Origin of the sequence: Bacillus sp. DX3.1 (genome assembly GCF_030292155.1) — a bacterium.
In the GTDB taxonomy this organism is placed as follows: Bacteria; Bacillota; Bacilli; order Bacillales; family Bacillaceae_G; genus Bacillus_A.
Genome location: NZ_CP128153.1, coordinates 665,285 through 688,330, shown reverse-complemented (window position 1 = coordinate 688,330; position 23,046 = coordinate 665,285). Strand labels below are relative to the sequence as shown.

Annotated in this window: 18 protein-coding genes; 7 read left to right on the top strand and 11 right to left on the bottom strand. The window is 35.6% G+C overall.

The genetic code is table 11. The annotated features are described in order from the left end of the window. Nucleotides 1-5: 5 nt before the first annotated feature. From QRE67_RS03345 to fdhF, 5 genes are all read right to left on the bottom strand, one after another. Entirely contained in the window at nt 6-872 is an 867-nt protein-coding gene (locus tag QRE67_RS03345; protein WP_286123534.1) for a carbohydrate ABC transporter permease, read from the bottom strand. A gap of 167 nt (nt 873-1,039) precedes the next feature. After that, nucleotides 1,040-1,828 carry a DeoR/GlpR family DNA-binding transcription regulator gene (locus QRE67_RS03340; RefSeq protein ID WP_286123533.1) on the bottom strand — a complete coding sequence of 263 codons (789 nt, stop codon included), beginning with the start codon at nt 1,826-1,828 and terminating at the stop codon, nt 1,040-1,042. A 444-nt stretch (nt 1,829-2,272) separates the two neighbouring features. After that, nucleotides 2,273-4,144, bottom strand: a complete 1,872-nt coding sequence (locus tag QRE67_RS03335; protein ID WP_286123532.1) for a glycerophosphoryl diester phosphodiesterase membrane domain-containing protein — start codon at nt 4,142-4,144, stop codon at nt 2,273-2,275. A gap of 348 nt (nt 4,145-4,492) precedes the next feature. After that, nucleotides 4,493-4,978 (bottom strand): helical membrane plugin domain-containing protein, encoded by a 486-nt coding sequence (locus QRE67_RS03330; protein WP_286123531.1) that lies wholly within the window; start codon nt 4,976-4,978, stop codon nt 4,493-4,495. 12 nt (nt 4,979-4,990) lie between these two features. Next, nucleotides 4,991-7,933 (bottom strand): formate dehydrogenase subunit alpha, encoded by a 2,943-nt coding sequence (fdhF, locus tag QRE67_RS03325; RefSeq protein ID WP_286123530.1) that lies wholly within the window; start codon nt 7,931-7,933, stop codon nt 4,991-4,993. 447 nt (nt 7,934-8,380) lie between these two features. Between fdhF and fdhD the strand changes: the two genes are divergently transcribed. Both fdhD and QRE67_RS03315 read left to right on the top strand, forming a co-directional pair. Beyond that, nucleotides 8,381-9,190: a formate dehydrogenase accessory sulfurtransferase FdhD gene (gene fdhD, locus QRE67_RS03320; protein ID WP_286123529.1), complete on the top strand. Its 810-nt coding sequence runs from the start codon at nt 8,381-8,383 to the stop codon at nt 9,188-9,190. 399 nt (nt 9,191-9,589) lie between these two features. Then, entirely contained in the window at nt 9,590-10,096 is a 507-nt protein-coding gene (locus QRE67_RS03315; protein ID WP_286123528.1) for a GNAT family N-acetyltransferase, read from the top strand. 776 nt (nt 10,097-10,872) lie between these two features. On the opposite strand, the gene QRE67_RS03310 is transcribed toward QRE67_RS03315, so the two are convergent. Then, nucleotides 10,873-10,995, bottom strand: a complete 123-nt coding sequence (locus tag QRE67_RS03310; protein WP_286123527.1) for a hypothetical protein — start codon at nt 10,993-10,995, stop codon at nt 10,873-10,875. Nucleotides 10,996-11,330: 335 nt separating this feature from the next. Here QRE67_RS03310 and QRE67_RS03305 point away from each other — a divergent pair, with 335 nt between their 5' ends. The 3 genes from QRE67_RS03305 to QRE67_RS03295 all read left to right on the top strand — a co-directional run bounded on the left by QRE67_RS03305 (nt 11,331) and on the right by QRE67_RS03295 (nt 14,271). Continuing rightward, nucleotides 11,331-12,002 carry a response regulator transcription factor gene (locus tag QRE67_RS03305; RefSeq protein WP_286123526.1) on the top strand — a complete coding sequence of 224 codons (672 nt, stop codon included), beginning with the start codon at nt 11,331-11,333 and terminating at the stop codon, nt 12,000-12,002. Between the two features lie 116 nt (nt 12,003-12,118). After that, a complete protein-coding gene (locus tag QRE67_RS03300; protein ID WP_286123525.1) occupies nt 12,119-13,495 on the top strand; it encodes a sensor histidine kinase in 1,377 nt (458 codons plus the stop codon). Between the two features lie 263 nt (nt 13,496-13,758). After that, complete coding sequence (locus tag QRE67_RS03295; protein WP_286123524.1) at nt 13,759-14,271, top strand: GNAT family N-acetyltransferase; 513 nt, start codon at nt 13,759-13,761, stop codon at nt 14,269-14,271. A gap of 133 nt (nt 14,272-14,404) precedes the next feature. On the opposite strand, the gene pdxR is transcribed toward QRE67_RS03295, so the two are convergent. Then, a complete protein-coding gene (gene pdxR, locus QRE67_RS03290) occupies nt 14,405-15,802 on the bottom strand; it encodes a MocR-like pyridoxine biosynthesis transcription factor PdxR (RefSeq protein WP_286123523.1) in 1,398 nt (465 codons plus the stop codon). A gap of 119 nt (nt 15,803-15,921) precedes the next feature. Between pdxR and QRE67_RS03285 the strand changes: the two genes are divergently transcribed. Further along, nucleotides 15,922-16,848: a DMT family transporter gene (locus QRE67_RS03285; protein ID WP_286123522.1), complete on the top strand. Its 927-nt coding sequence runs from the start codon at nt 15,922-15,924 to the stop codon at nt 16,846-16,848. 110 nt (nt 16,849-16,958) lie between these two features. Next, nucleotides 16,959-17,471 (top strand): DUF4871 domain-containing protein, encoded by a 513-nt coding sequence (locus tag QRE67_RS03280; RefSeq protein WP_286123521.1) that lies wholly within the window; start codon nt 16,959-16,961, stop codon nt 17,469-17,471. Between the two features lie 119 nt (nt 17,472-17,590). Here QRE67_RS03280 and QRE67_RS03275 read toward each other — a convergent pair whose 3' ends face one another. The 4 genes from QRE67_RS03275 to QRE67_RS03260 all read right to left on the bottom strand — a co-directional run bounded on the left by QRE67_RS03275 (nt 17,591) and on the right by QRE67_RS03260 (nt 22,807). After that, the gene (locus QRE67_RS03275; RefSeq protein ID WP_286123520.1) at nt 17,591-18,802 is read right to left on the bottom strand and encodes an NAD(P)-dependent malic enzyme; all 1,212 of its coding nucleotides are present in this window, start codon (nt 18,800-18,802) and stop codon (nt 17,591-17,593) included. A 65-nt stretch (nt 18,803-18,867) separates the two neighbouring features. Further along, on the bottom strand, nt 18,868-20,214 hold the full coding sequence (locus QRE67_RS03270) for a 2-hydroxycarboxylate transporter family protein (RefSeq protein ID WP_286123519.1): 1,347 nt from the start codon (nt 20,212-20,214) through the stop codon (nt 18,868-18,870). Between the two features lie 281 nt (nt 20,215-20,495). After that, entirely contained in the window at nt 20,496-21,203 is a 708-nt protein-coding gene (locus QRE67_RS03265) for a response regulator (protein WP_286123518.1), read from the bottom strand. Next, nucleotides 21,200-22,807, bottom strand: a complete 1,608-nt coding sequence (locus QRE67_RS03260) for a sensor histidine kinase (RefSeq protein WP_286123517.1) — start codon at nt 22,805-22,807, stop codon at nt 21,200-21,202. Before QRE67_RS03260 ends, QRE67_RS03265 begins: the two co-directional genes overlap by 4 nt. Nucleotides 22,808-23,046 lie beyond the last annotated feature (239 nt).

The window sequence follows — 23,046 nt, the reverse complement described above, 5'->3', positions numbered from 1 at the left end:
TCACCTTAATAGCTCACCCACTTGTCACCTATTATCTTGTTTATAACGGATAGTAGGATTGTAATAATTAATATAATAAATGCGATTGCCGTTGCAGATCCCATATCGAACTGTTCAAATCCTTGCTGGAAGAATAAATACAGTAACGTTCGCGTCGATCCACTCGGTCCACCTTGTGTTAAAATTTTAATTTGATCGTACGCCTGTACCGAAGAAATTGTATTAACAACAACTAAGAAAAAGGTTGTTGGTGAAACCATCGGTAATGTTACATATCGAAATTTCTGCCATGAATTCGCCCCATCGATACTAGCCGCTTCATACAAGCTATCTGGTACTTTCTCTAGTGCACCGATATAGAAAATCATCGTCCATCCAACTAATTTCCATACTGTTACGATAATGACCGCTAGCATCGCTGTGTCACTACTCTTCAGCCAGTCCAGACCAGGTATCCCGAAAAACTCTAGCAGCGTATTGATAACTCCAAATTTAGGTTCATACAGAAGTGACCATACAATCGATACAGCTACCGTTGGTGTTACCCAAGGTGAAAAAATCAATAATTGATAAATTGCAGAACCTTTGAATTTTTTTCGAAAGAACAATGCAAAACCTAAACCTAATACAATCGTTGGAACGACTGTTCCAATTCCGAAATAAAGAGTATTTAACAATGCTTGTATAAAAGAATCCTGTGTAAACAAATTGAGATAGTTATCTAAACCAACAAAGTTAAAATCATTGGTCATGAAATCCCAGTCTGTAAAACTAATACCTAAACTAATTAAATTTGGAACCACCCAAAACAATATTAGAGGTATTCCAACCGGTAATAAAAAGAACACAGCTTTTGATAATTTTATTTGCATTCTTGTCACCTCCTAGTTCATATTGTACGAGCACATTATTAACGCAATGTTGTTATTATGTTAACGAATTGTAAAATCAACATAATAACAAAACAAAACAACATATAAACAAAAAAGTAGACTATTTCTTACCTCACTAAGAAATAGTCTACTTTAAGATTTTCTTTCTATACTGTTATTACTTCAATCCCTTTACTTATTAGGACGTTTTGCCATACTTCATCGAGTTTAGCATTTGTATATAGTGCATCTATATCATCAAAATTTCCGCTTTTATAAAACTTTGTTAAATTAAACTTTGACTCATCTATCATCATCACAACTTGTTTTGCATTTTTCTTTAACTGCTGAAAAACTTGCGCATCCTCAATATACGAACATGTCAGTTCCTTTTCTAAAGAAATTCCATCACACGAAGCAAATAATTTATTAACAGTGAAGTGGTCAAGATAGTTTAGCATCACGTCTCCAGACAATGCTAATGAATTGGAATTTAGCATTCCACCAAAGACTATTAATTTACAATCAAATGAATCATACTGTTCTTTAAGCTCAATAACTTTATTAACAGCTGGTATTGAGTTTGTTAGGATCGTCAAGTTCTTTTTGTCATGTATAAAATCCAAAATTTGCATTGTAGTCGTGCCAATTTCAATGGCAATAATATCATTATCTTCTACTAATTTACTTGCTTCCATAGCAATTTTTCGTTTTTCTTCAATATTCTCAGATCGACGTTTGTCAAAATAAAATTCAATAGTATGATCTTTTTTCTTAACTGCACCACCATGTATTTTCGTAAGCTTACCTTCCTTATGCATCATATCTAAATCTCTTCGAATTGTTTCTGTGGTAACATTTAACGCCTTGGCTAAATCATTTACCATCACTCGATTGTATTTTTCTAACTCATCAAGTATGTATTTTCTTCGTTCAAATTGTGTGTAGGATTTCATTTAATTAACACCTCTTCGTATTACACAAAATATACATAGTTCTAAAGACCCTGATAAAGACTAGAGTGATACCTTTAACATAACATCATCTATAGCAGTATTAAAAAATTATCTTTCTTCAGTTCATCTTTACTCATTTACTTAAAGTATAGTGTAACTAGCAGTAACTAGCCAACAATTTCGTCTAAACATTCTAAAAGGCAAATCGTATAGTTTGAAGGCAATGTCTCATCTTCCATGGAATAACACATCTTCCTCCCAATGCACAAACTATATTTGAGCAGAGGACCATATTCTAATTAGAAGCCCTACTAGCTAATCTGTATCCAATCTTTTTTATGATAATGCACTTCCGTTAACACTTACACTTATATACATATACACTTTAGGATTCCTCTAATATTTTAGAAGCATATTCTTTTACACAAAATAAGCTCCTGGTATTTAACCAGCAGCCGGGTAGCTCATAAATAATTTTGAAAATAAATCTTCCGTTGTTTCTGTAATTTTATCAAACATATCCGTTTCATTCTCTTCTTGCTCTTTCAGCACTTTAATCGTTTCTCTTGCATCTTCCGGATAGTCTGTAATGATTCCATCAACATTCAATTTATAATATTTCTTTAAATTTTCCATATCATTTACAGTCCATACGTAAATCGGTTTATTTAATTTACGAGCTGAGTTTACTAAACGCTTATTCAGCATGTATTCTTCTGCTACATAAAAATCTGCTTGAACATATTTTAAATTTGCAACACTTGCATATAGTACATACCCTACTTTTATATCTGGATTTGCACGTTTAAATTCTTTAATGAGCGGGTAATGAAGTGTTTGAATCACGCATTGTTTTTCGAATTCGTTTTTCTCGATTATTTTTAAAACCTTCTTTACAAAATCTTTCTCATTTCCGTGCAACTTTACTTCTATATTAAGCTTGATTTTTCCTTTCGCAAGCTTAATGATCTCATCAAGTGTACTAATTCCCCCTGAGAATCCATCTTGATTCAATGTAAGCTGTCGAAGCTCATCCATCGTTAAATCTGATACATGTACATCTGCATTTGCAAGACGCTTTAATTTCAAATCGTGTATCACTGCTAACTCGCCATCTTTTGTTTGCAAGACGTCAATTTCAGCGTAATCTGCTTTTGCATCAATCGCTCCTTGCACTGCCTCTTTCGTATTCTCTACTCCTTTAGAAATATAGCCACGATGTGCCATAATAACCGGTTCTTTATACGTGTTCGTAATAAATGCCACGATAAAAGCAACAACCATTCCAGCTACAAGAACACTGCCAATATATACACCGATAAATTTCAAACGATGCTTTTTAAAGAAGCATTTATCTGCCTTTGTTTTCGAATAATCTAATCCTTCTTCTAGTAAAACTTCTTCAATCGGAACCTTCTGTAAATACAAGCGAGTTAACGCCATAATATAGAACGGCGTTACGATAAAACTAAATACATATAAGGTACTTGTTAGAAATACGGATAAAGTTGATTCTGCGAGCAATGCAAATGTACCTTCTGGATTTGTAACATAATATAGTGCCCACAATAACAAGAGATAAATACCTGTAAAGAATAGAAACACAATCCCAATTGATATAAAGAATCCAATTAAAAATAAAACGACTTTAAAAAAGCTTTCTTTCACAAGAATTGCACTTTTACGTGCAGCAACGCGAAACGTCTTGCCTTCTAACACAATAATAGGAAGAACGAAAATCCAACGAAGATTTAGGTACGTTACTACCGCAAAAAAAGTATAGTACCCTACTTGTCCTATTGTTGTTTTAAACAATTCTCCCGTAATGAAATTTGGAATTTGAATTTCGGGAATCAATGCGGACTTATAACCGATGCTTAAAAGAGGTAGTAAAACAACAACATATAAAATAAATCCTGGTAAGCAATATGTGAAAAAAGAAGGTAAATACGTTACCGTTTTATATAAAATAGGACGTAATCGCACCTTCTGCCGTTTATGTGCAAAATACGAAATCATAATGAGCACTGCAAACTCCGTAAAAATGAGGAAAAGTGCCAGTATCGATAAAACTAAAATTGCCGCAATGCCATATGGCGTTTTCAAAAATGCGAGCAACTCTTCATTTGTCGCATGCGCATAACCGCCTAAATATAATAACTTGTTAAAAATCATACCGAATAGCGGGATAAACACAATTGCCGCTAACAGTTTATAAACGAGTTGAAACGCTAATACATTCCCAAAAGCAAATCTTACTGTTTGAAAGGAATGTCTCATTACCCCTGGTATAGATAGTCTTTTACGGTGTAGCATATATCCTCCAAATTCTAAAACTATATTTAAGAAGGAGTCCATATTCTATATAAATACAAATTAAAAAAACGACATAAAACCCTTCTTTTTAGGCGGGAGAGAGCATCCGGTCATGCATAGAAGCGGTCAGATCCTTTTCCTGTCCCAGACATAGTGAAAACAAAGAGAGAAAACGAGTGCAGGTCACCTTTTGTTATCCATAGCCGCGGCTATATGTCGAAAAATCAAAATGGATTTATATATATTCGGAATCCATGCTTTTAATAATAATATGTTCCGCCTAACATTAACACTCTTATACATATATATAAAAGAGCAATGGATTTCATATCCATCGCTCTTTCCTCATCATTTCTTCTCTTCTAATTCTTGTCCAAACGCTTTTAAAAAGTTAAAGCCAAAAGTAATCGCTCTATTTATATCTGGATCCTTTAACACTTTAAAGAAATCCATAATTTTTATTTTCTTGCCTTTTTTTAATTCTTCTGTTGCAAATTGTAAACCTGTAACTAAACTAGATGTCACTTGCTTAGTCACTTCTGGGTCTACAGAAGATAACGCTTCTCCTGCCCCCATCATATTATTTAATGCATTTTTTACCGGCTCACGATTCAGTTGCTCTACGGCAATTTTAGAAACATCCTCTTTCGCAGCTAGTAAACTAATTGCCGCATCTAATAGACCAGCTTGTTGCAACCCAGCTAACAATTGCATCGTTTCTTCCACTGCTTCGCGGTTTTCAGCGAATTGTGTTAACAACTCATCTGATAACTGTTGCTTCTTCGCTTCTTCTGTTATAACTTTCTTTTGAATCAATGTAATTTCTTTTGCCACATTCTTCGCCCCCTAGTCCTGATCCACAAGTGATACGTATTGTTTTCGTTGCCATTTCTGCTGAATTTCAACACCATTTTGTGGATGACGTTTTTTATCTCTTGGGTTTGAAGCAGGAAGCGGGCGTTTTCCTTTTTCACGCAGTACACGCATTTTCACTCGCGTTTGTTTATAGGCTGGTGTGCATGTGTAAATATCTGTTGCTGTTCCCGTTAAAATATTAATTGCTTCTTCATTCACTGTCGCATGCATCGGTAAATATAGTTCGTTACCAGTCACACGATCTGTAATAAGTGCCTGCACTTTTATTTTCCCAAATGGTGATGTAAGCTCTACGAGACCACCATCTTTCACATTACGCTCTTTTGCAAGCTCTGGTGAAATTTCAACAAACACATCAGAAATTTTGGATAAGATTCCTACTGATTTTTTTGTCATATTTCCTTCATGGAAATGTTCGAGCAGACGACCATTATTTAATAATAAATCGTATTCTTCCGGCGCTACAACTGGTGGAACCCATTCATCCAATGATAGACGTGCTTTTTTATCAGGGAAATTAAAGCCATCCGCATATAACATTGGTGTATCACTACCATCATGACTACCCCAACATAAACTATTCCATCCTTCTAAACGGTCGTATGTCGCTTGAGAATAAAACGGTGCAAGTGATGCAATTTCATCCATAATTTCACTTGGATTTTCATAATTCCAATCTCCGCCAAGTGCACGAGCTACTTTTTGTAAAATCCACCAGTCTGGTTTAGAATCGCCAAGTGGTTTCATAACTTCATATAGACGCTGAATACGACGCTCTGTATTCGTAAACGTTCCTTCTTTTTCTAAACTTGGTGCCGCTGGTAAAATAACATCAGCAAAACGTGCTGTTTTTGATAAGAACATGTCTTGAACGACAAGAAAATCAAGATTACCTAAAATGTGTTGCACATGATTCGCATTGGAATCAACTAACGCCATTTCTTCTCCCATTACATACATACCACGCAGTTTTCCTTCTTCTGCTGCAGCAAGCATTGCAATATTATTTAATCCCGGTTCTTTCGGAATTGTAGTCCCATATGCTTTTTCAAATTTCGCGCGTAGTGCATCATCTGATACTGCTTGGTAACCAGGAAGCACGTTTGGCAATGTCGCCATATCACAAGCACCCTGTACGTTATTATGTCCGCGTAGTGGATATGCACCTGCACCAGAACGACGATAGTTACCTGTTACAAGCAGTAAGTTTGAAATGGCTGCAGATGTTGTACTACCTCCTGTATTTTGTGTAACACCCATACCCCAAAGTATACAAGTACCATCTGCTTCGTATACCATACGAGCCATTTCTTTTAGTGTATCTTTCGAAATACCTGTAATGTTTTCCGTATAATCAAGTGTATATTTCTCTAACATTTTGCTATATTCATCAAAGTTCTTCACATTTTCGTCTAAGAATTTTTTATCATGCCAGCCTTGATCAATAATATATTTCGTTACACCTGCCAGCCAGACATAATCTGTTCCTTGACTTGGATGAACGAACATGTCAGCACGCTCTGCCATTTCATGTTTACGAAGATCTGCCACAATTAACTTTTGTTCATGTAATTTATGAGAACGTTTCACACGGGTTGCAAGTACTGGATGTCCCTCTGTTGGATTCGCACCGATAATAATGACAAGGCCAGCCTCCGCAATATCTTTCACTGTCCCAGTGTCACCACCTATACCAACAGTTTTTGTTAAGCCATCACTTGCTGGTGATTGACAGTAACGGGAACAGTTATCAACGTTATTTGTTCCATATATTTGACGAGCAAGCTTTTGCATTAAATAGTTCTCTTCATTCGTTACTTTCGAAGAAGAAATAAATCCAAAGGCATTGCTACCATGTTCTTCTTTAATATGCTGCATATTAGACGCAACGACCTCTAAAGCTTCCTCCCATGTTGCTTCAACAAACATGTCGCCTTGGCGAATCAATGGTTTTGTGATGCGGTCTTCACTGTTCATAAAGTCCCAGCCAAACTTCCCTTTTACACATGTAGAAATTCCATTTACTGGTGCATCTGATACAGGCTGCACTTTTAAAATTTGACGGTCTTTTGTCCAAACTTCAAATGAACAACCAACACCACAAAATGTACAAACTGTTTTTGTCTTATTTATCTTCGTTTCACGCATTGCTGCTTCAACTTCTGAAACCGCTAAAATACTGCTATATCCAGGTTCTACATCTTTGACAAAATCGATCATTGGATCTAACACGTCTGGTTTCAAACCTGTCATAAATCCTGCTTCCCCCAGCATGGATTTTTCCATTAACGCGTTACAAGGACAAACTGTTACACATTGTCCGCAGCTAACGCAAGATGAATCATCAATACTCACACCGCTATCCCAAATAACACGTGGGCGATCTAAGCTCCAATCAATTGATAACGTTTCATTCACCTGTAAATTTTGACATACTTCTACGCATTGACCACAGGCAATACATTGGTTTGGATCATAACGATAAAATGGATGAGACATGTCCACTTCAGAAGCACTGACTTTCGGTTCATATGGATATTTCTGCTCTTCAACCCCCATCATATGTACCGTATTATGAACTTTACAGTTACCATTATTGTTATCACATACTGTACAATACAATAAATGATTCTCTAATATTCGATCCATTGCTTCCGTTTGTGCTTCTTTAGCACGCGCTGATTTTCTTTCGATATGCATGCCGTCTTCTAATTTTGTTGAGCAAGCACGCATTAGCTTGCCATTCACTTCCACAATACATGTATCACAAGTTTGAATTGGATCTACTTCTGGTACGTGACAAATTTGCGGATGCTCTACATTACTCTCGTTAAATAATTGCAGTATCGTTTTTTCACCAGATGAAAGAAATTCTTTTCCATCAACGATTACACGAACTGTCTGTTCTTCCATAGTTTCCCTCTCCTTACACTCAACTGCACAATACGTTTTGAATACGTTTTCAAAACTGAATTGCTATACGTTCTTTGTTGAAACGCTCATGTTAAAAACATATCTTAGAAGCCGATTCTAGATGCTATAAGGTTTACTCCGAAAGCCTACAATTGATATATATTCTACCATTCTATTATATCTTACATATACAATAATAACCAAAAAATCTTCTATTAAGTATATAACAGATGCTTTTCTTTTCTTGTTGTTTTATGATGAATAGAGAGAAAAATACATATAAAGTAAAATTTTTCTCAGTGGTGGTTCTTCATCCCCCACTGAGAAAGGTTGAACCAATCGGGATTTTACGGGCAGTTTATCCCCCACCTATCTTCTTTGCTACTCTCGGAATCTTGAGGTGGAGGCCTTACTGCCCGCAAATAGCGGGATAAAGGGGGAAATCGTATGGGACCTGTCCAAGAAACATGTAAAATGGTACGTTATCAAGCTGGACCATTTCTTGAACAAGAAGATGAAATTGTTACAGAATATCCTGTGACAATTAAATTAAACGGGGAAGAATATGTAACAGTTGTATGTACTCCAGATTATATTGAAGATATGGTAGTAGGTTTTTTAATTTCTGAAGGGATTATAACTTCTTATAAACATATCGATGAGTTATGGATACAGAAGGAAAAAGGTTTCGTACATGTTACAACATCACAAATCAATCCACTCTATCAAACCTTATATAATAAACGATATGTTACTTCTTGCTGCGGGAAAAGTAGACAAGGCTTTGTTTTTATAAATGATGCAGCAAAAGCAAAAAAATTGGATCATATACATATAACGATTACTCCTGAAGAATGCTTTCATTTAATGAATAACTTACAGCAATCTTCTACTACATTTCGTCAAACAGGTGGGGTCCATAATACAGCTCTTTGTGACCGAAATAACATTCTCGTATCAAGAATGGATATTGGAAGACATAACGCATTAGACAAAATATATGGTCATTGTTTACGTAATGATATCCCCGTCAAAGGAAAAATTATTGCATTTAGCGGTCGTATCTCATCTGAAATTTTATTAAAGGTTTCTAAAATTGGTTGTGAAATTGTTCTTTCCAAATCAGCCCCAACGAAATTAGCGTTACAACTCGCTAACGATTTAGGTATTACTGTTGTTGGGTTTATTCGAAATGGATCTTGCAATATTTATACGCATCCAAGTCGGATTGAAGGATATATAGTAGAGACAAAATGACTCCTATACAAAGGGGTCATTTTTTAGTTATGAAAATGTAACATATTTAACTATTGAATAGTTAATAAAGTTAATATATAATTTCATTACATAAAGTGAAGCTTTCAACAGTAGAGATTTTTTCATCTCCACCGACGATTGGCCTTCACCAATAGCAAAACAAATGAAGATACGCTCTTCACCGCATATCTCTTCTCATTCTTTTACAAATTAAGATGGAATGAGTGCAGAATATATTTGCTTTGTAAACAAAGCTCTAATGAAGTATAAAGCGGAATTTATATTAGTTGAGAAAATTCCACCAATCGGACTCTTATGGTCAGCCATCTCCTTGCTTCAAACATTGGAGCGGAGTGCCTGCTGCCCTATAGAGCGGGATAAACTTAGGAGGTCACCTGCATGGAAATTCGTTTATTAACAAAAGAAGATGCTAAGATCTATTTACAAGTTTGTGTAGAAGGATTAATTCAAAATCCAGAGGCTTTTAGTTCCTCTTATGAAGATGTACTAAAACAAGCAGACCCTGTTGCTGCAATGGCAAAACGTTTGGATAATCCAGATAAACGTACACTCGGTGTATTTAAAGATAATGATTTAATTGGAATCGCTACTTTGGAAACGAAACCATTTATAAAGCAAGAACATAAAGCAAAAATTGGCTCTGTTTACGTATCACCAAAAGTTCGCGGCCTTGGAGCGGGACGTGCATTAATCAAAGCGATTATTGAAAATGCCCATAAATTGCATGTAGAACAGCTCATGCTTGATGTTGTCATCGGAAATACAGCTGCGAAAAAATTATATGAATCACTTGGCTTCCAAACATATGGCGTACAAGAACGATCCTTGAAACATAATGGTCAATATTGGGATGAAGAACATATGGTTTTATTTTTAAACGATTGATTGTATGAAAAAGTAAAATCACTACAAATTCTTATGAAACAAAGTATTCAATATAAATTGAAACTTTGATCAGTGGGGGTTTTACTGCCTGCGAATAGCGGGATATTATTACACATTGTATAATACAAAAAGAGGATAGATGGAGCTGAGTATACTCAGCTCCATCTATCCTTATTTTTGTATTACATATAACTTCGTTTACCGCTACAAGATAAAGTAAAACTTTTATCAGTGGGGGTTTTCTTCATCCCCCACTGATCATTAGCCCTCACCAATCGGGCTTTTACGGGCAGTTATCCCCCACCTATCTTCTTTGTTTCTCTCTGAATCTTGAAGTGGGGGTCTCTGCCCGCGAATAGCGGGATAATTTTTCACCAAGGTATGTTTTCTTACAATAATGTAATGTTCATGTCACTTTTATCGATCGTCTTACACACCCTATTTCGCTATACTAAAAATACAAAATAACAATAAGGAGAGATAAGCGATGACAAAAATGATAGAAGTAATGGTAAACGAAAAATCTGTTGTAATGAAATTAAATCAATAATTGGAGGAGTTTTGACATGAAACAGCACAAACATCTTATCTTGTTAGTTTGCGGTACAGTTGTTGTCACAACATTTTTAGCTCTTCTTCCTTGGTTTATTGTTTAAGCCTTCTATCATTTTTTCATCCCTTATTCCCTTAGGAAACTCATCATTAGCCTCTTACATAGACAAAATAATAAAAAACTCGTTGTTTCCTGAAACTGAAACAACGAGTTTTTCTATGATCTATAGAATTCCGAAAAATTTATTTGCGCATGTCACGATAATCAGCATAGATACTGCAATACACATAACCGCTGCATTACGATCCTGCTTTTCTTTTTTCAAACGTTCTTCTTTTTGATTCATTTGCAAGTCCCCTTTATAACATCAAAAAAAGTGTGAGATAGGAAAATTTCCTTATTCGATGCGAGGTGAATACGAAAATCCCCAATATCTCACATACACAATAGAATGGAATTGTCATTTTATAAATAAAATGACATGACGTTATGTCGCAACATAGGGTATTTGTGTCGCTACGTTTTCTATTATAAAAAAGAGTTGTGCAAAAGTAGTGCATTTTTTATGGCAATTGCTTTTGCACAAAAAAATACTTTATGATTAAATCTCATAAACAGAGTTTTTTCTCATTTTCATGTAAACTATGGATACAGAATGAATGTTTTGAGGTGTACAATACGATGACAAAAATTTTATTAGTTGATGATGAAGAACGCATGTTGCGTCTATTAGATTTATTTTTAAGTCCACGTGGTTATTTTTGCATGAAAACAACTTCTGGCTTAGAAGCTCTTGAGCTTGTCCAACAAAAAGACTTTGATATTATTTTGCTAGATGTCATGATGCCTGATATAGATGGATGGGATACATGTTTTCAAATCAGGAAAATGAGTAATGTACCGATTATTATGCTAACAGCACGTAATCAAAACTACGATATGGTAAAGGGACTTACAATTGGAGCCGATGATTATATTACAAAACCTTTTGATGAACAAGTGTTAGTTGCTCGCATTGAAACGGTATTGCGTCGAACGAAAAAAGATGGTTTTATTAGCTTCAATGGCATTGAATGGGATAAAACCAAGCATACCGTTACTGTTTACAATGAAAAGATTTCACTGACTCCTATCGAGTTTTCACTACTTGGGCTTTTTTTACAAAGTCCAAACCGTGCTTATAGCCGCGATGACTTAATTGAAAAAATATGGGGTTATCAAACGGATATTGAATATCGTACCGTCGATTCACACATTCGTAATATTCGGGATAAATTAAGAAAAAAAGATTTTCCTGTTGAACAATATTTAGAGACAATCTATAAAGTAGGATATAAGTGGAAGAACGAATGATAGTAACGATACAGTAAAACTTCTACCAGTGGGGATTTTCTTCATCCCCCAAACTTCTTTGCTGTTGAGGTAAGGATATTACTGCCCGTTGGAGCGGGATTAAGGTATGGTGAAAAATGAACAAACTTTCCCTCAAGATAGGTACGTACTTTTTAATTTTATCTTTATGTATTGAAACGATAGCCTTTGTATCCTTTTATACAAGTCTCACAAAAATGCGTATAGATGAAGAAACAACAGCCTTATTAGAAAAAGGGAATCGCTACCGTAACTTTATTGAAAGACGGTATGGGCCACGGGCCTTTGAGCATGCTACAGCAATGGAATCTCACTCTAATTCCGATACAAAATTAGTCATAACAGATGTTAATGGGAAAATTCTTTCTTCTTCTGATTCTGTTACAGAAGAAATGCTGAAGCAACTCCCTTGCAAAACACAGTCTATTTCTAGAGATGGAACGATGATTGAAAAAAATTGGAAAACATCAAAGTTCATTTCAACAGCCAGTCCCATTATTATAAATAATCAAGTAACTGGCTATGTACATATGTTTTTAGATACAACTTTCTTAGAAAAAATGATTCTTCGTTTAACACAACAATTTATTATTATTGGTGTACTAACCCTTCTTTTAACAACTATTTCTGTTTTTATTTTTTCCCGTGTACTTACTGATCCTCTCATTAAAATGAAAAGAGCAACAGAAAAAATGTTAAAGTTAAATAAGCCCATTAAATTAGGGATTAAACGAAAAGATGAACTTGGTAGTTTGGCAACAACAATTGAAGAATTATCAAATGAATTAACCTATATGAAAAAAGAGCGCGATGAATTTCTAGCAAGTGTTGCTCATGAACTTCTAACCCCGCTTACATATGTAAAAGGTTATGCAAAAGTAGCAAAGAGAGACTCCTTATCTAAAGAAGAACGCGATGAATATTTGCAAATTATTGAAGATGAAACAGATAGTGTAACAGAACTCGTTCAAGATTTATTCGACCTTGTCCAGCTCGAACAACATCAATTTATTATAAAAAAACAGAAGGTTCCTTTGCAGCCCTTTTTAGAACGAATGATTGAAAAAACAAGAACAACATTTGCCAAAAAGCAAATGAATATTATGTTCAGTTTTGAAGGTGCACTTGATGTTTGTATAGACGAACGCCGAATGGAACAAGTCATGTTGAATATATTACACAATGCCTATCAACACTCTCCCGAAAAATCAGCTATTACAATACATGTATTTATAAGTGAGCATACTTTTTCTATATGTGTGCAAGATGAAGGAGAAGGTATTCCAAAGGAACATATTCCGCACATTTTTGATCGTTTTTATCGAGTCGATAAATCACGGACTCGTGCAACAGGAGGCAAAGGAATTGGTCTAGCTGTTGCAAAAGAAATTATTGAGTTACATAACGGTTCTATTCAAGTAAAAAGTGAGCTAGGAATCGGAACAGAATTTATCATTGAATTACCGATCGAATAATATAGATTTTACGTAATATCACCCGCAGTCTCTCTATTGAGCCACTGTTGGTGACTCCCGCTCTAAGGGTAGTAAGACCCCAATTGTGTGAGCTAAAAATATGCTAAACGAAGTTTCATTTTATTATGTTACTAGCTAATATTTATTCGCAAATTATTAACAAACACATTAAAATATTAATAAGAAGAGCTATCTTTTTGAAATTATTACTATTTCAATATACAATGTAACTACAACTGTCAAAGATTTGGAGTGTGATACGATTGGAAATTCATGTATTAACAAAACAAGAAGCAGAAATTTATTTAGAACTTCGTGTAGAAGGATTAAAACAGAACCCTGAGGCTTTTAGTTCTTCTTACGAAGATATTATTAATAAAGAATGCCCCATTGAATATAAAGCACAAAAGTTAGCACAAGACGAAAACTATACCCTTGGTGCATTTAAAGGGGATACGCTAATCGGAGTTGCGACACTGGAAACGAAACCATACGTAAAACAAGGACATAAAGCAAAAATCGGTTCTGTATATGTATCACCAAAAGCACGTGGGCTTGGTGCTGGAAAATCTCTTATTAAAGCATGTATTGACTTAGCAAAGAAATTAGAAGTAGAGCAAATCATACTTGATGTTGTTGTCGGAAATGATGGCGCGAAAAAACTATATGAATCATTAGGCTTTAAAACTTTTGGTGTACAAGAGCGTTCACTAAAATATAACGGTCAATATTGGGATGAAGAGCATATGGTTTTATTTTTAGATAAAGAAAAATAATAAGAAAATCCTCACATAATTGAGGATTTTTTTATTACCTTCTATTCATTTCAAACAGGCAGTAAGATTCCAATTAGTGAGAGCCTTCCATCAGTTATGGATGAAGAAATCCATAACTGATGGAAGTTTCACTTTACCTGCCAAACCATGCCTTATATAGCAGCTGAATTGCTTCTTCTATCTCTTGCTCTGATAAAATGGCAAATCCCAGTAAAACTGTATTTCCATCACTTGTTTCTTCTTTATAATACGTAGAAACAGGATATACTTTTATACTGCTTACCGCCGCTCTTTCTATTAATTCTTCTTCTAACATCCCATTATGGACCTTTAATAAGATGTGCAAACCCGAATCTTCGCCAATTACTTCGACCTTAGTAGAAAAATGCTTTTCAATTGCTACAACAAGAGCATCTCTCTTTTTCCGATAGACAACCCTCATCTTATGAATATGCTTTTCCCAATGTCCTTCTTTTAGAAACCTTCTAATGATTTCTTGATCAATTCGTGAAACGCTTTGTGTATAGAACAGATATTGCTTCTGATACAGTTCGATCAATTGTTTCGGAAGCACCATGTAACTCATCCTGAGTGATGGAAGCAGTGCTTTTGAAAGAGTCCCCATATAAATCACGATTCCTTCTGTATCCAGTCCTTGTAATGCTGGTATTGGTTTTCCAGAGTAACGAAATTCACTATCATAGTCATCTTCTATAATATATCGTCCATTCCTTTGCCGTGCCCAATGAAGCAGCTGCATACGCCTTGTAATTGGCATAATCATTCCACATGGAAATTGATGAGATGGGGTTACAAACACGACATCTGCACCACTGTCTTCTAAATATGGAATACAAATACCATCCTCATCGAGCGAAAGCATATGAACATTTTCTTCCCCTTGCTCAAAGGCAACCAGTTTGCGGTGATACCCTGGATTTTCAACTGCAAAGCAACTTCCTTTCAGCAACTGAAACAGAATTCTTATTAACAACTGTGTTCCAGCTCCTATTACAATTTGGCTCGCTGAACAACGTACACCTCTTGACTCATATAAATATGTTGCAATCTCTTCACGAAAACTTACTTCCCCTTGTGGATGACCAAGAAATAACAACTCTTTATTTTCTAGTTGCCATACCTCATTTGTAATTTTTCGGTATATAGAAAACGGAAATGAATTTGCATCTACACCAGTTTGCGTAAAATCAAATTTATATTCCTGTTTTCTATACGGGATTTCCCTTACAGACTCTTCTTTCTCCATTGCGCGCATCATTTGTTCAATTTCACACACAAAATATCCCCTTCTTGAAATAGATTCAATATAACCCTCTGCAAGGAGTTGTTCATAAGCTGCTTCTACTGTATTTTTACTTACCTGTAAATATGCAGCTAACTTTCTTTTTGCAGGAAGCTTTGTAAAGGGAGGGATTTCTCCATTTTTTATTTCTGTCTTTATATACTCATATAACTGTACATATAAGGGAGACTTTTTCTCCACACTCAAATTTGGTGTTAATTCTAACATACTATCTGACCCCTTTATAAAATGAAAAACTGATACTTTTTACAGTGCCAGAAATTCTATATAATACCTTTTATCATGTAAATCTTAAAAAATCAATTACAGAAAGGAACATCATAATAATGAACAATAACAGAAGACTTGGTCTCATTATGATTATTACAGGAGCTACTTTATGGGGATTATCAGGTCCAATGATCCAGTGGCTCTTTCAACATACCGAGTTATCCTCTATCAACTTTTTAACAATCCGCTTATTACTAGCTGGCGTCTTTATTTTATGTTTCTTAATGGCAAAAAAACAAAACATATTTCGTATATGGCAGCACCCACGCCACTGGATGCAACTTGTCATTTTCGCTATTCTTGGCATGCTGGGAGCACAATATGTCTTTATTGAAACCGTTCATATTAGTAATGCCGTTACCGCTACCCTGTTTCAATTTCTAGGTCCGGTTCTCATTACAATTTATGTTGCAGTGCAACATAAAAAATTACCTTCTACCATGCAAGTACTAGCCATCGTAGCAGCACTGACAGGCACATATTTTATCATTACAAATGGTTCCATCGAAAATATTGTTTTATCTAAAGAAGCTATTATCTTTGGAATTTCAACCGCAATTGGCCTTGCTTTTTATACACTTCATCCTGCTTCACTTATTAAACAGTGGGGCACGACTCTCATTATTGGCTGGGGCATGTTAATTGGGGGAATCGCGCTTCTTATTTGTAATCGATCCTTCGAATGGGAACACCTTTCGCAAACGCTTACATTCTATACGTCCTCTATGCTGATTCTTATTATTATAAGCGGAACACTGTCCTTCCTTCTTTATATCGGCAGTCTGAAATATTTATCAGCAACAGAGACAAGTATTCTATCGAGTATTGAACCGCTTATAGCGGCTATCGTTTCAATCACTTGGCTAAACGAATCTTTCGGGGCGTACCAGCTATTAGGTGGTGTATGTATTGTCATCTCTGTAATTTTCTTAACAATGCCTGAGAAAGAAACGCAAACTACATTCACAACTGAACAAATTTAATCAATGAAAGAGGCCATAAGTTTATTATGGCCTCTTTCATTGATTAAAGGAATTGTCTTGTCTCCTAGCAAATATAATGAAATAACAACTAAAAGTAGGAGCGTGGCAAGATGAAAAAAATCGGAATTATTCTACTTTTCTCCTGTCTCATCGCTGGCTGTACTACACTACAACAAGAAACCAAATCACCAGTAAAGGAAACCATTGAAACAGTAAAACCTCAAAATAATGCTCCCACCTTCTTTCACCTTAGTGTCTTAAAAGATGTCAATTGGCAAGAAAGTCCTTCCTTTGTAGAAGGAAAAGTTGCGATTGCAGATGGTACTTGGATTGCGAATGAACCAAATAAACAAATGTGGTTCTTCCTCGATCCAATGATGCCATCTGGCAAATTATCCGTCATCGCTCTGAAACAAGGATCTACAGCACCTACTCCTGTAATCTTTCAAAATGAAACCTCCGAACGAACTTGGACTGCTCCCACTATGATTGATTCAACTACAAAAGAAATTCCTATACTCATGTCACTCCCATCCCCAGGCTTATGGCTCTTAAATGTATATATTGGTGAGAAATTTTATGAACAAATCGTTATAAATGTAGAGAAAGGTGACAATCTGTAATTTTTTCCTTATAGTACTTGTTTAAAAAGGAAGACAAAAAGAGATAAGGTTTCATCATTGTTTTGATCCCTTATCTCTCCCCAAAGTAGTGTCTTTTCAAAAAAAGACATTGCTTTTTATTATTTTTCTATAGAATAACTTGGCAACTTTGTTATTTGTGCCACTCCTGATTCAATCGCGGCTTTTGCTACTGCAGCTGCCACGCTTGGTACGACACTCTTGTCTAGTGGATTTGGAATCACATAATTTGCGTTTCGTTCTTCATCCGTAATGATGTTAGCGATTCCATATGCTGCAGCTAATTTCATTTCCTCCGTGACATCCGTTGCTCGTACATCTAATGCACCTCGAAATATACCTGGGAATGCTAGCACATTGTTCACTTGGTTTGGGTAATCAGAACGACCTGTTCCGACGACCGCTGCTCCAGCTTGTAGTGCATCCTCTGGGTATATCTCTGGAACTGGATTTGCCATCGCAAACACGATTGATGCTTCATTCATTGTCTTCACAAGCTCTTTTGTTAATACATTCGGAGCAGATACTCCAATAAACACATCCGCACCATCAATTGCTTCTTTTAACGTTCCACGCATACATTCACGGTTTGTTCCTTTTGCAATCTCAATTTGGGCTGAATTCATCCATGCTTCCCCTTCACAAACAATTCCTTCTAGACTCACTAACGTAATATGCTGTGCACCAGCTTTTAATAACAATTTTCCAATTGCAATTCCTGCAGAACCGGCACCATTAATGACAAATTTCACTTTATCCATCTGCTTGTTAACAACTTTTAAAGCGTTAATAACCGCTGCCAATACAACGATTGCTGTTCCATGTTGATCATCATGAAACACCGGAATATTTGTTTCTTCTTTTAATCGCTTTTCAATTTCAAAACAGCGTGGTGCCGCAATATCTTCTAAATTAATTCCTGCAAATGTCGGCTCTAAATTTTTCACAATGGTAACGATTTCATCTACATCTTTCGTTCCAAGACAAAGCGGGAATGCATCTACATTCGCAAACTTTTTAAATAAAATACATTTCCCTTCCATAACCGGCATAGCTGCTTTCGGTCCAATATCACCTAACCCAAGTACTGCCGTTCCGTCTGAAACAACCGCGACCATATTACCGCGTGCTGTATAGTCATAAGCTGTTTCTTCATCTGCCGCAATTGCCTTACAAGATTCAGCTACCCCCGGTGTATACGTCAAACTTAAATCGTCCGCTGTGTTAACCTCTACTTTACTGGTAATTTCAATTTTCCCTACTAATTCTTTATGAAGTAATAATGATCGCTCATTAATTTGACTTTCTAACATATCAATAAACTCCCCCTAATTTGACAAGCTAGCTATGTCAAAACATAGCTAGCTTGTCTAGTACATTACGAAAACATTTTTAATAAAATTGTCGCTGTTACAACCATTGCTGCACCCCCTAAACGAGTTGAAATTTGTGCAAATGGCATCAACTCCATACGGTTTGAAGCTGATAAAATTGCAACATCGCCTGTGCCACCCAATCCGCTATGACATCCTGTTACAATGGCAGATTCAACTGGGTACATTTTCATCACCTTACCAACAAGATAACCAGACGTTATCATTGTAAGTACAACTGATGCACACACAACAACATATCCAACTGAAAGAACAGCTGCTACATCTTTTAATGGAATGTATAACAATCCTAAACCAACCATTAATGGCCACGTTAAGTTTTTGGAAATAAATTTATATAAATGAAATGCTCCCTGTTCCATTTTTGCTGGCATTAATTTAAAGTACTTCACAAGTGCTGCCGAAAAGATCATAATAATTGCTCCTGGAATGCCAATAAATTTAGAAGCAAATCCACCAAAGATAAAGAATGTACATGCAATTAACAAACCTGCTCCCATTAATGAGAAATCGATCGGTTTTTCTGTATTTTGTTCTTTTAATAATTCTGCTTGATTATCTGTTTTTACTAATACACCATTACCGCTAAGTTCCGGTCTTTTTTCGCCTAAACGTTTCATATATCCTGCACTGACAATGGCAAACATATTCCCAATAATTGCTGCAGGAATGAGCTGGGATACAAATGTTGCTGATGATTCATTTAGAATGTCACTATAAGCTAATGAAAGTGGTAAAATCCCTTCTCCTATACCACCGCTCACAATTGGTACAATGATAAAGAAGAATGTACGCTTCATTTCAAATCCAAATAATGATCCGACTAATAATCCAACCGCAATTGAAGCCAGTGTCCCTACAACTAACGGGATAAACATCCGAATAAATCCTTGTACCAACACTTTACGGTTCATTCCTAAAATACTTCCTACTACTAAACAAGAAATATATAAATATAAAAAGTTCGATTTTTTCATTAACATCGTTGCTGCTTCCATTGAAGCTGGGTTCATCCAATTAAAGAACACCAGTAATGACGGAATAAATAATGAGAGAATTGCTGGTCCGCCAATATTTTTTAAAATTGGGATTCTCATTCCAATATCCCCTAGGAAAATCCCCATAATCATAATGACTGCAAATCCACCAATCATATCAGCAGGCAATTTATTATATACAGATGCTCCATAAATAATAGCCGCTAACACGAGATATAATGGTAAAGGTATAACACCAATTTTAATATTCATGATTTTAGAAACGAAAGATTCGTGTTTTGGCTCTGCCGTTTCCACAAATGACACCGTTTCCACTTTATTTTGAATCCCCATACAGGCACCCCCTTATATTCTTATTTACAATATTAAAACGCTTTCAATATTAAAAATAGGTTTTGTAAGTTTTGTAACTACTTTTGTAATTAAAAAAAGTATAAGCGGCTTACATAAGCCGCTTATACAGGAATTTCAAAAAGTCCGGTAAAGATAGCTGTCGCATTTCTTCGTTACGTCGCCAGTCCGGTACTCATGTAGTTCCATCTACACTCCGTATCCTCCTGGCTTCCGTGCCTCGAACTGCTCGGCTCTCTTTATCCTCCTTTTTGAACATACACTTATACATACAAATGTATTTTGTTTTCATCGATGCAACGCAGTTTACTTACTGGTCTTCCCACATGTTGATAGACCATTTCATTTTCTAGTGCCCCAATTTCAGTTAAAAACAATACATATTTGCGAATAGATACCCTTGAGATTCCAACTAATTGTGCCATTTCATCTGTTGTAAATGCTTGTCCACGTAGCAATTCTATTTGCTTCCAAATCAACTGCAATGTTTGTTTTGTTAATCCTTTTGGAAGTTCTTTATTTACATGAGATTCTACTTTTTCTTTTTGTAAAATCAATGCATCTAGTTCAGATTGGTTAATGTTCTGCTGTGCTTTCATAAATGTAAATTTCTCTCGATATACAGTTAGCGCTTCTTTAAATCTTTCAAATGTAAATGGCTTAATTAAATAATCGACAACTCCATATTGCAGTGCTTTTTTAATACTCCCCATATCATGCACAGCTGAAATCATCATAACATCAATTTCTTTTTCCTGATTCCGAATATGCATTAACAATTCAAACCCTGTATCACCAGGCATAAAAATATCAAGCAGTATGAAATCTATAGGCGATTTCTCTAGTATTTCTACTGCTTCTTTCACAGAATTTGCTACATGAACAAGTTCAAATCCTCCCACTTGCTCTAAATAATGCTTATTTAACATCGCTACCATCGGATCATCTTCTACAATCAAAACTTTGATCATGTTCCTATCTCATCCCTACTTTTGTATGGTGTCTCAATTGTAATTGTCGTTCCCTTCCCTAACAATGAATCAACATGTATGTTTCCTTTTATTCGCTTTATACTGTCATTTACAAGATATAAACCATAACCTCGATTTTCTCCTTTTGTGGAATATCCTTTGACGAATACTTTGTCGATTTCATCTTTTCGAATTCCATTTCCTGTATCTTGTACTGTAATAATTAACTTATCCTGATAATGAATAGAAACATGTACTTGCTTCCGTTCACAGTTCATCACCGCATCTAATGCATTATCGATTAAATTCCCGACAATTGTAATCAGTTCATGAATGATACTTTCATCATCTGGCTCTGGTAAATAAGAATTTTCGCTTACGATAAGCTGTATGCCCTTTTCCCTCGCATAGCTAAGTTTACCGAGCATAAACCCTGCAAACACAGGATTTTTTATTTTCCGCATCACACCACCAATTTCATATTGATGCTCCGACACCATGCTGCTAATATATTTCTCTAATTCTTCATACTGTTTCATATGTGTCAGTCCTAATACGACGTGCATCTTATTCATAAATTCATGAGATTGTGCCCGCAACGCTTCTGCATAAAGTCGAATACCCGTCAACTGCTCTGCTAATTTCCTAATTTCTGTTTTATCACGAAACGTTGCAATTACGCCAACAATTTCTCCTTTAACGTATAAAGGAACTCGATTCGTAACGATTGTAATCCCATAAAGATTTTGTTCTTCATGTAATTGTGCTTGCCCTGTTTGTAATACTTCTTTTATACAGGAGTTAGGCATATACTTTTCAACATCTTTTCCAATAAAATCTTCTTCGATTCCGCTTTTCTTAAATAATCGCTTCGCTTCGTTATTAATTAAAGTAACTCTTGCATCTTTATCGACAGCAATAATTCCTTCTTTAACAGATTGTAGCATCGTATTCCGTTCTTCTAAAATCTTTGCAATTTCACTAGGTTCGAGTCCAAATAAAATTTTCTTAATATGTCTAGCTAATAGAATGGCTCCAATTATGCCAACTAAAATCCCTATCCCAACGCCAACATAAATAATATGCCTGCTTTCCTTAATCCGCTCTTTCACATTGTCAGCTGAAATCCCAACAGCAACCACACCAATTTGTTCTCTCGTATCAGAAAAGATCGGTACAAACACGCGCATGGAAATCCCTAATGTTCCTTCTGCCATTGATACGTGTTCTTTTCCTTTCAAGGCTGCGCCTTCATCTCCCCCAACAAAATGGTGACCGATTTTTTGAGGATTAGGATGAGATTTTCGAATTCCATTCATATCCATCACCACAATAAATTGAACATCTGTATTTTCTAAAAGTTGATTCGTATATGCTTGAATTTCAGAAACATCTTGTCTTCCCGTTAAAGCTTCAATCACAAGCGGTGAATTTGCTACAATACGAGCAATCGTTTTTGCTTTTTCTGCTTGGCTTTCTTCTGTCGTACGCTCAACATTATGACTAATCAATATATCTGTTACAAGCAAAGAAAGTGCGACAACGGTGCATACGAGAAATGTAATCGTTTTCCATAAACTTAGCAGTTCTTTTCTTTTCCTCATCCCTTCATTGTCTCCCTTATTTCTTCTGTACTATATTTGAAATCTACCTTACTTATTTTATGCCATTATCCTATAAATTTCTCTATCATTACTTGCAGCTTTTCTGTTTTTTTGTTGCATATGAAAATTAGTGCCTTATCTACTATATATATCCATTTTGATTTTTCGACATATAAGCCGCGACTATGGATAACAAAAGGTGACTTGCACTCGTTTTCTCTCTTTGTTTTCACTGTGTC

Bases quoted from the DNA above. Each gene is read 5' to 3' on its own strand.
- QRE67_RS03345 (WP_286123534.1), bottom strand. From the start codon at position 872: ATGCAAATAAAATTATCAAAAGCTGTGTTCTTTTTATTACCGGTTGGA.
- QRE67_RS03340 (WP_286123533.1), bottom strand. From the start codon at position 1,828: ATGAAATCCTACACACAATTTGAACGAAGAAAATACATACTTGATGAG.
- QRE67_RS03335 (WP_286123532.1), bottom strand. From the start codon at position 4,144: ATGCTACACCGTAAAAGACTATCTATACCAGGGGTAATGAGACATTCC.
- fdhF (WP_286123530.1), bottom strand. From the start codon at position 7,933: ATGGAAGAACAGACAGTTCGTGTAATCGTTGATGGAAAAGAATTTCTT.
- fdhD (WP_286123529.1), top strand. From the start codon at position 8,381: ATGGGACCTGTCCAAGAAACATGTAAAATGGTACGTTATCAAGCTGGA.
- QRE67_RS03315 (WP_286123528.1), top strand. From the start codon at position 9,590: ATGGAAATTCGTTTATTAACAAAAGAAGATGCTAAGATCTATTTACAA.
- QRE67_RS03310 (WP_286123527.1), bottom strand. From the start codon at position 10,995: ATGAATCAAAAAGAAGAACGTTTGAAAAAAGAAAAGCAGGATCGTAAT.
- QRE67_RS03305 (WP_286123526.1), top strand. From the start codon at position 11,331: ATGACAAAAATTTTATTAGTTGATGATGAAGAACGCATGTTGCGTCTA.
- QRE67_RS03300 (WP_286123525.1), top strand. From the start codon at position 12,119: ATGAACAAACTTTCCCTCAAGATAGGTACGTACTTTTTAATTTTATCT.
- pdxR (WP_286123523.1), bottom strand. From the start codon at position 15,802: ATGTTAGAATTAACACCAAATTTGAGTGTGGAGAAAAAGTCTCCCTTA.
- QRE67_RS03285 (WP_286123522.1), top strand. From the start codon at position 15,922: ATGAACAATAACAGAAGACTTGGTCTCATTATGATTATTACAGGAGCT.
- QRE67_RS03280 (WP_286123521.1), top strand. From the start codon at position 16,959: ATGAAAAAAATCGGAATTATTCTACTTTTCTCCTGTCTCATCGCTGGC.
- QRE67_RS03275 (WP_286123520.1), bottom strand. From the start codon at position 18,802: ATGTTAGAAAGTCAAATTAATGAGCGATCATTATTACTTCATAAAGAA.
- QRE67_RS03270 (WP_286123519.1), bottom strand. From the start codon at position 20,214: ATGGGGATTCAAAATAAAGTGGAAACGGTGTCATTTGTGGAAACGGCA.
- QRE67_RS03265 (WP_286123518.1), bottom strand. From the start codon at position 21,203: ATGATCAAAGTTTTGATTGTAGAAGATGATCCGATGGTAGCGATGTTA.
- QRE67_RS03260 (WP_286123517.1), bottom strand. From the start codon at position 22,807: ATGAGGAAAAGAAAAGAACTGCTAAGTTTATGGAAAACGATTACATTT.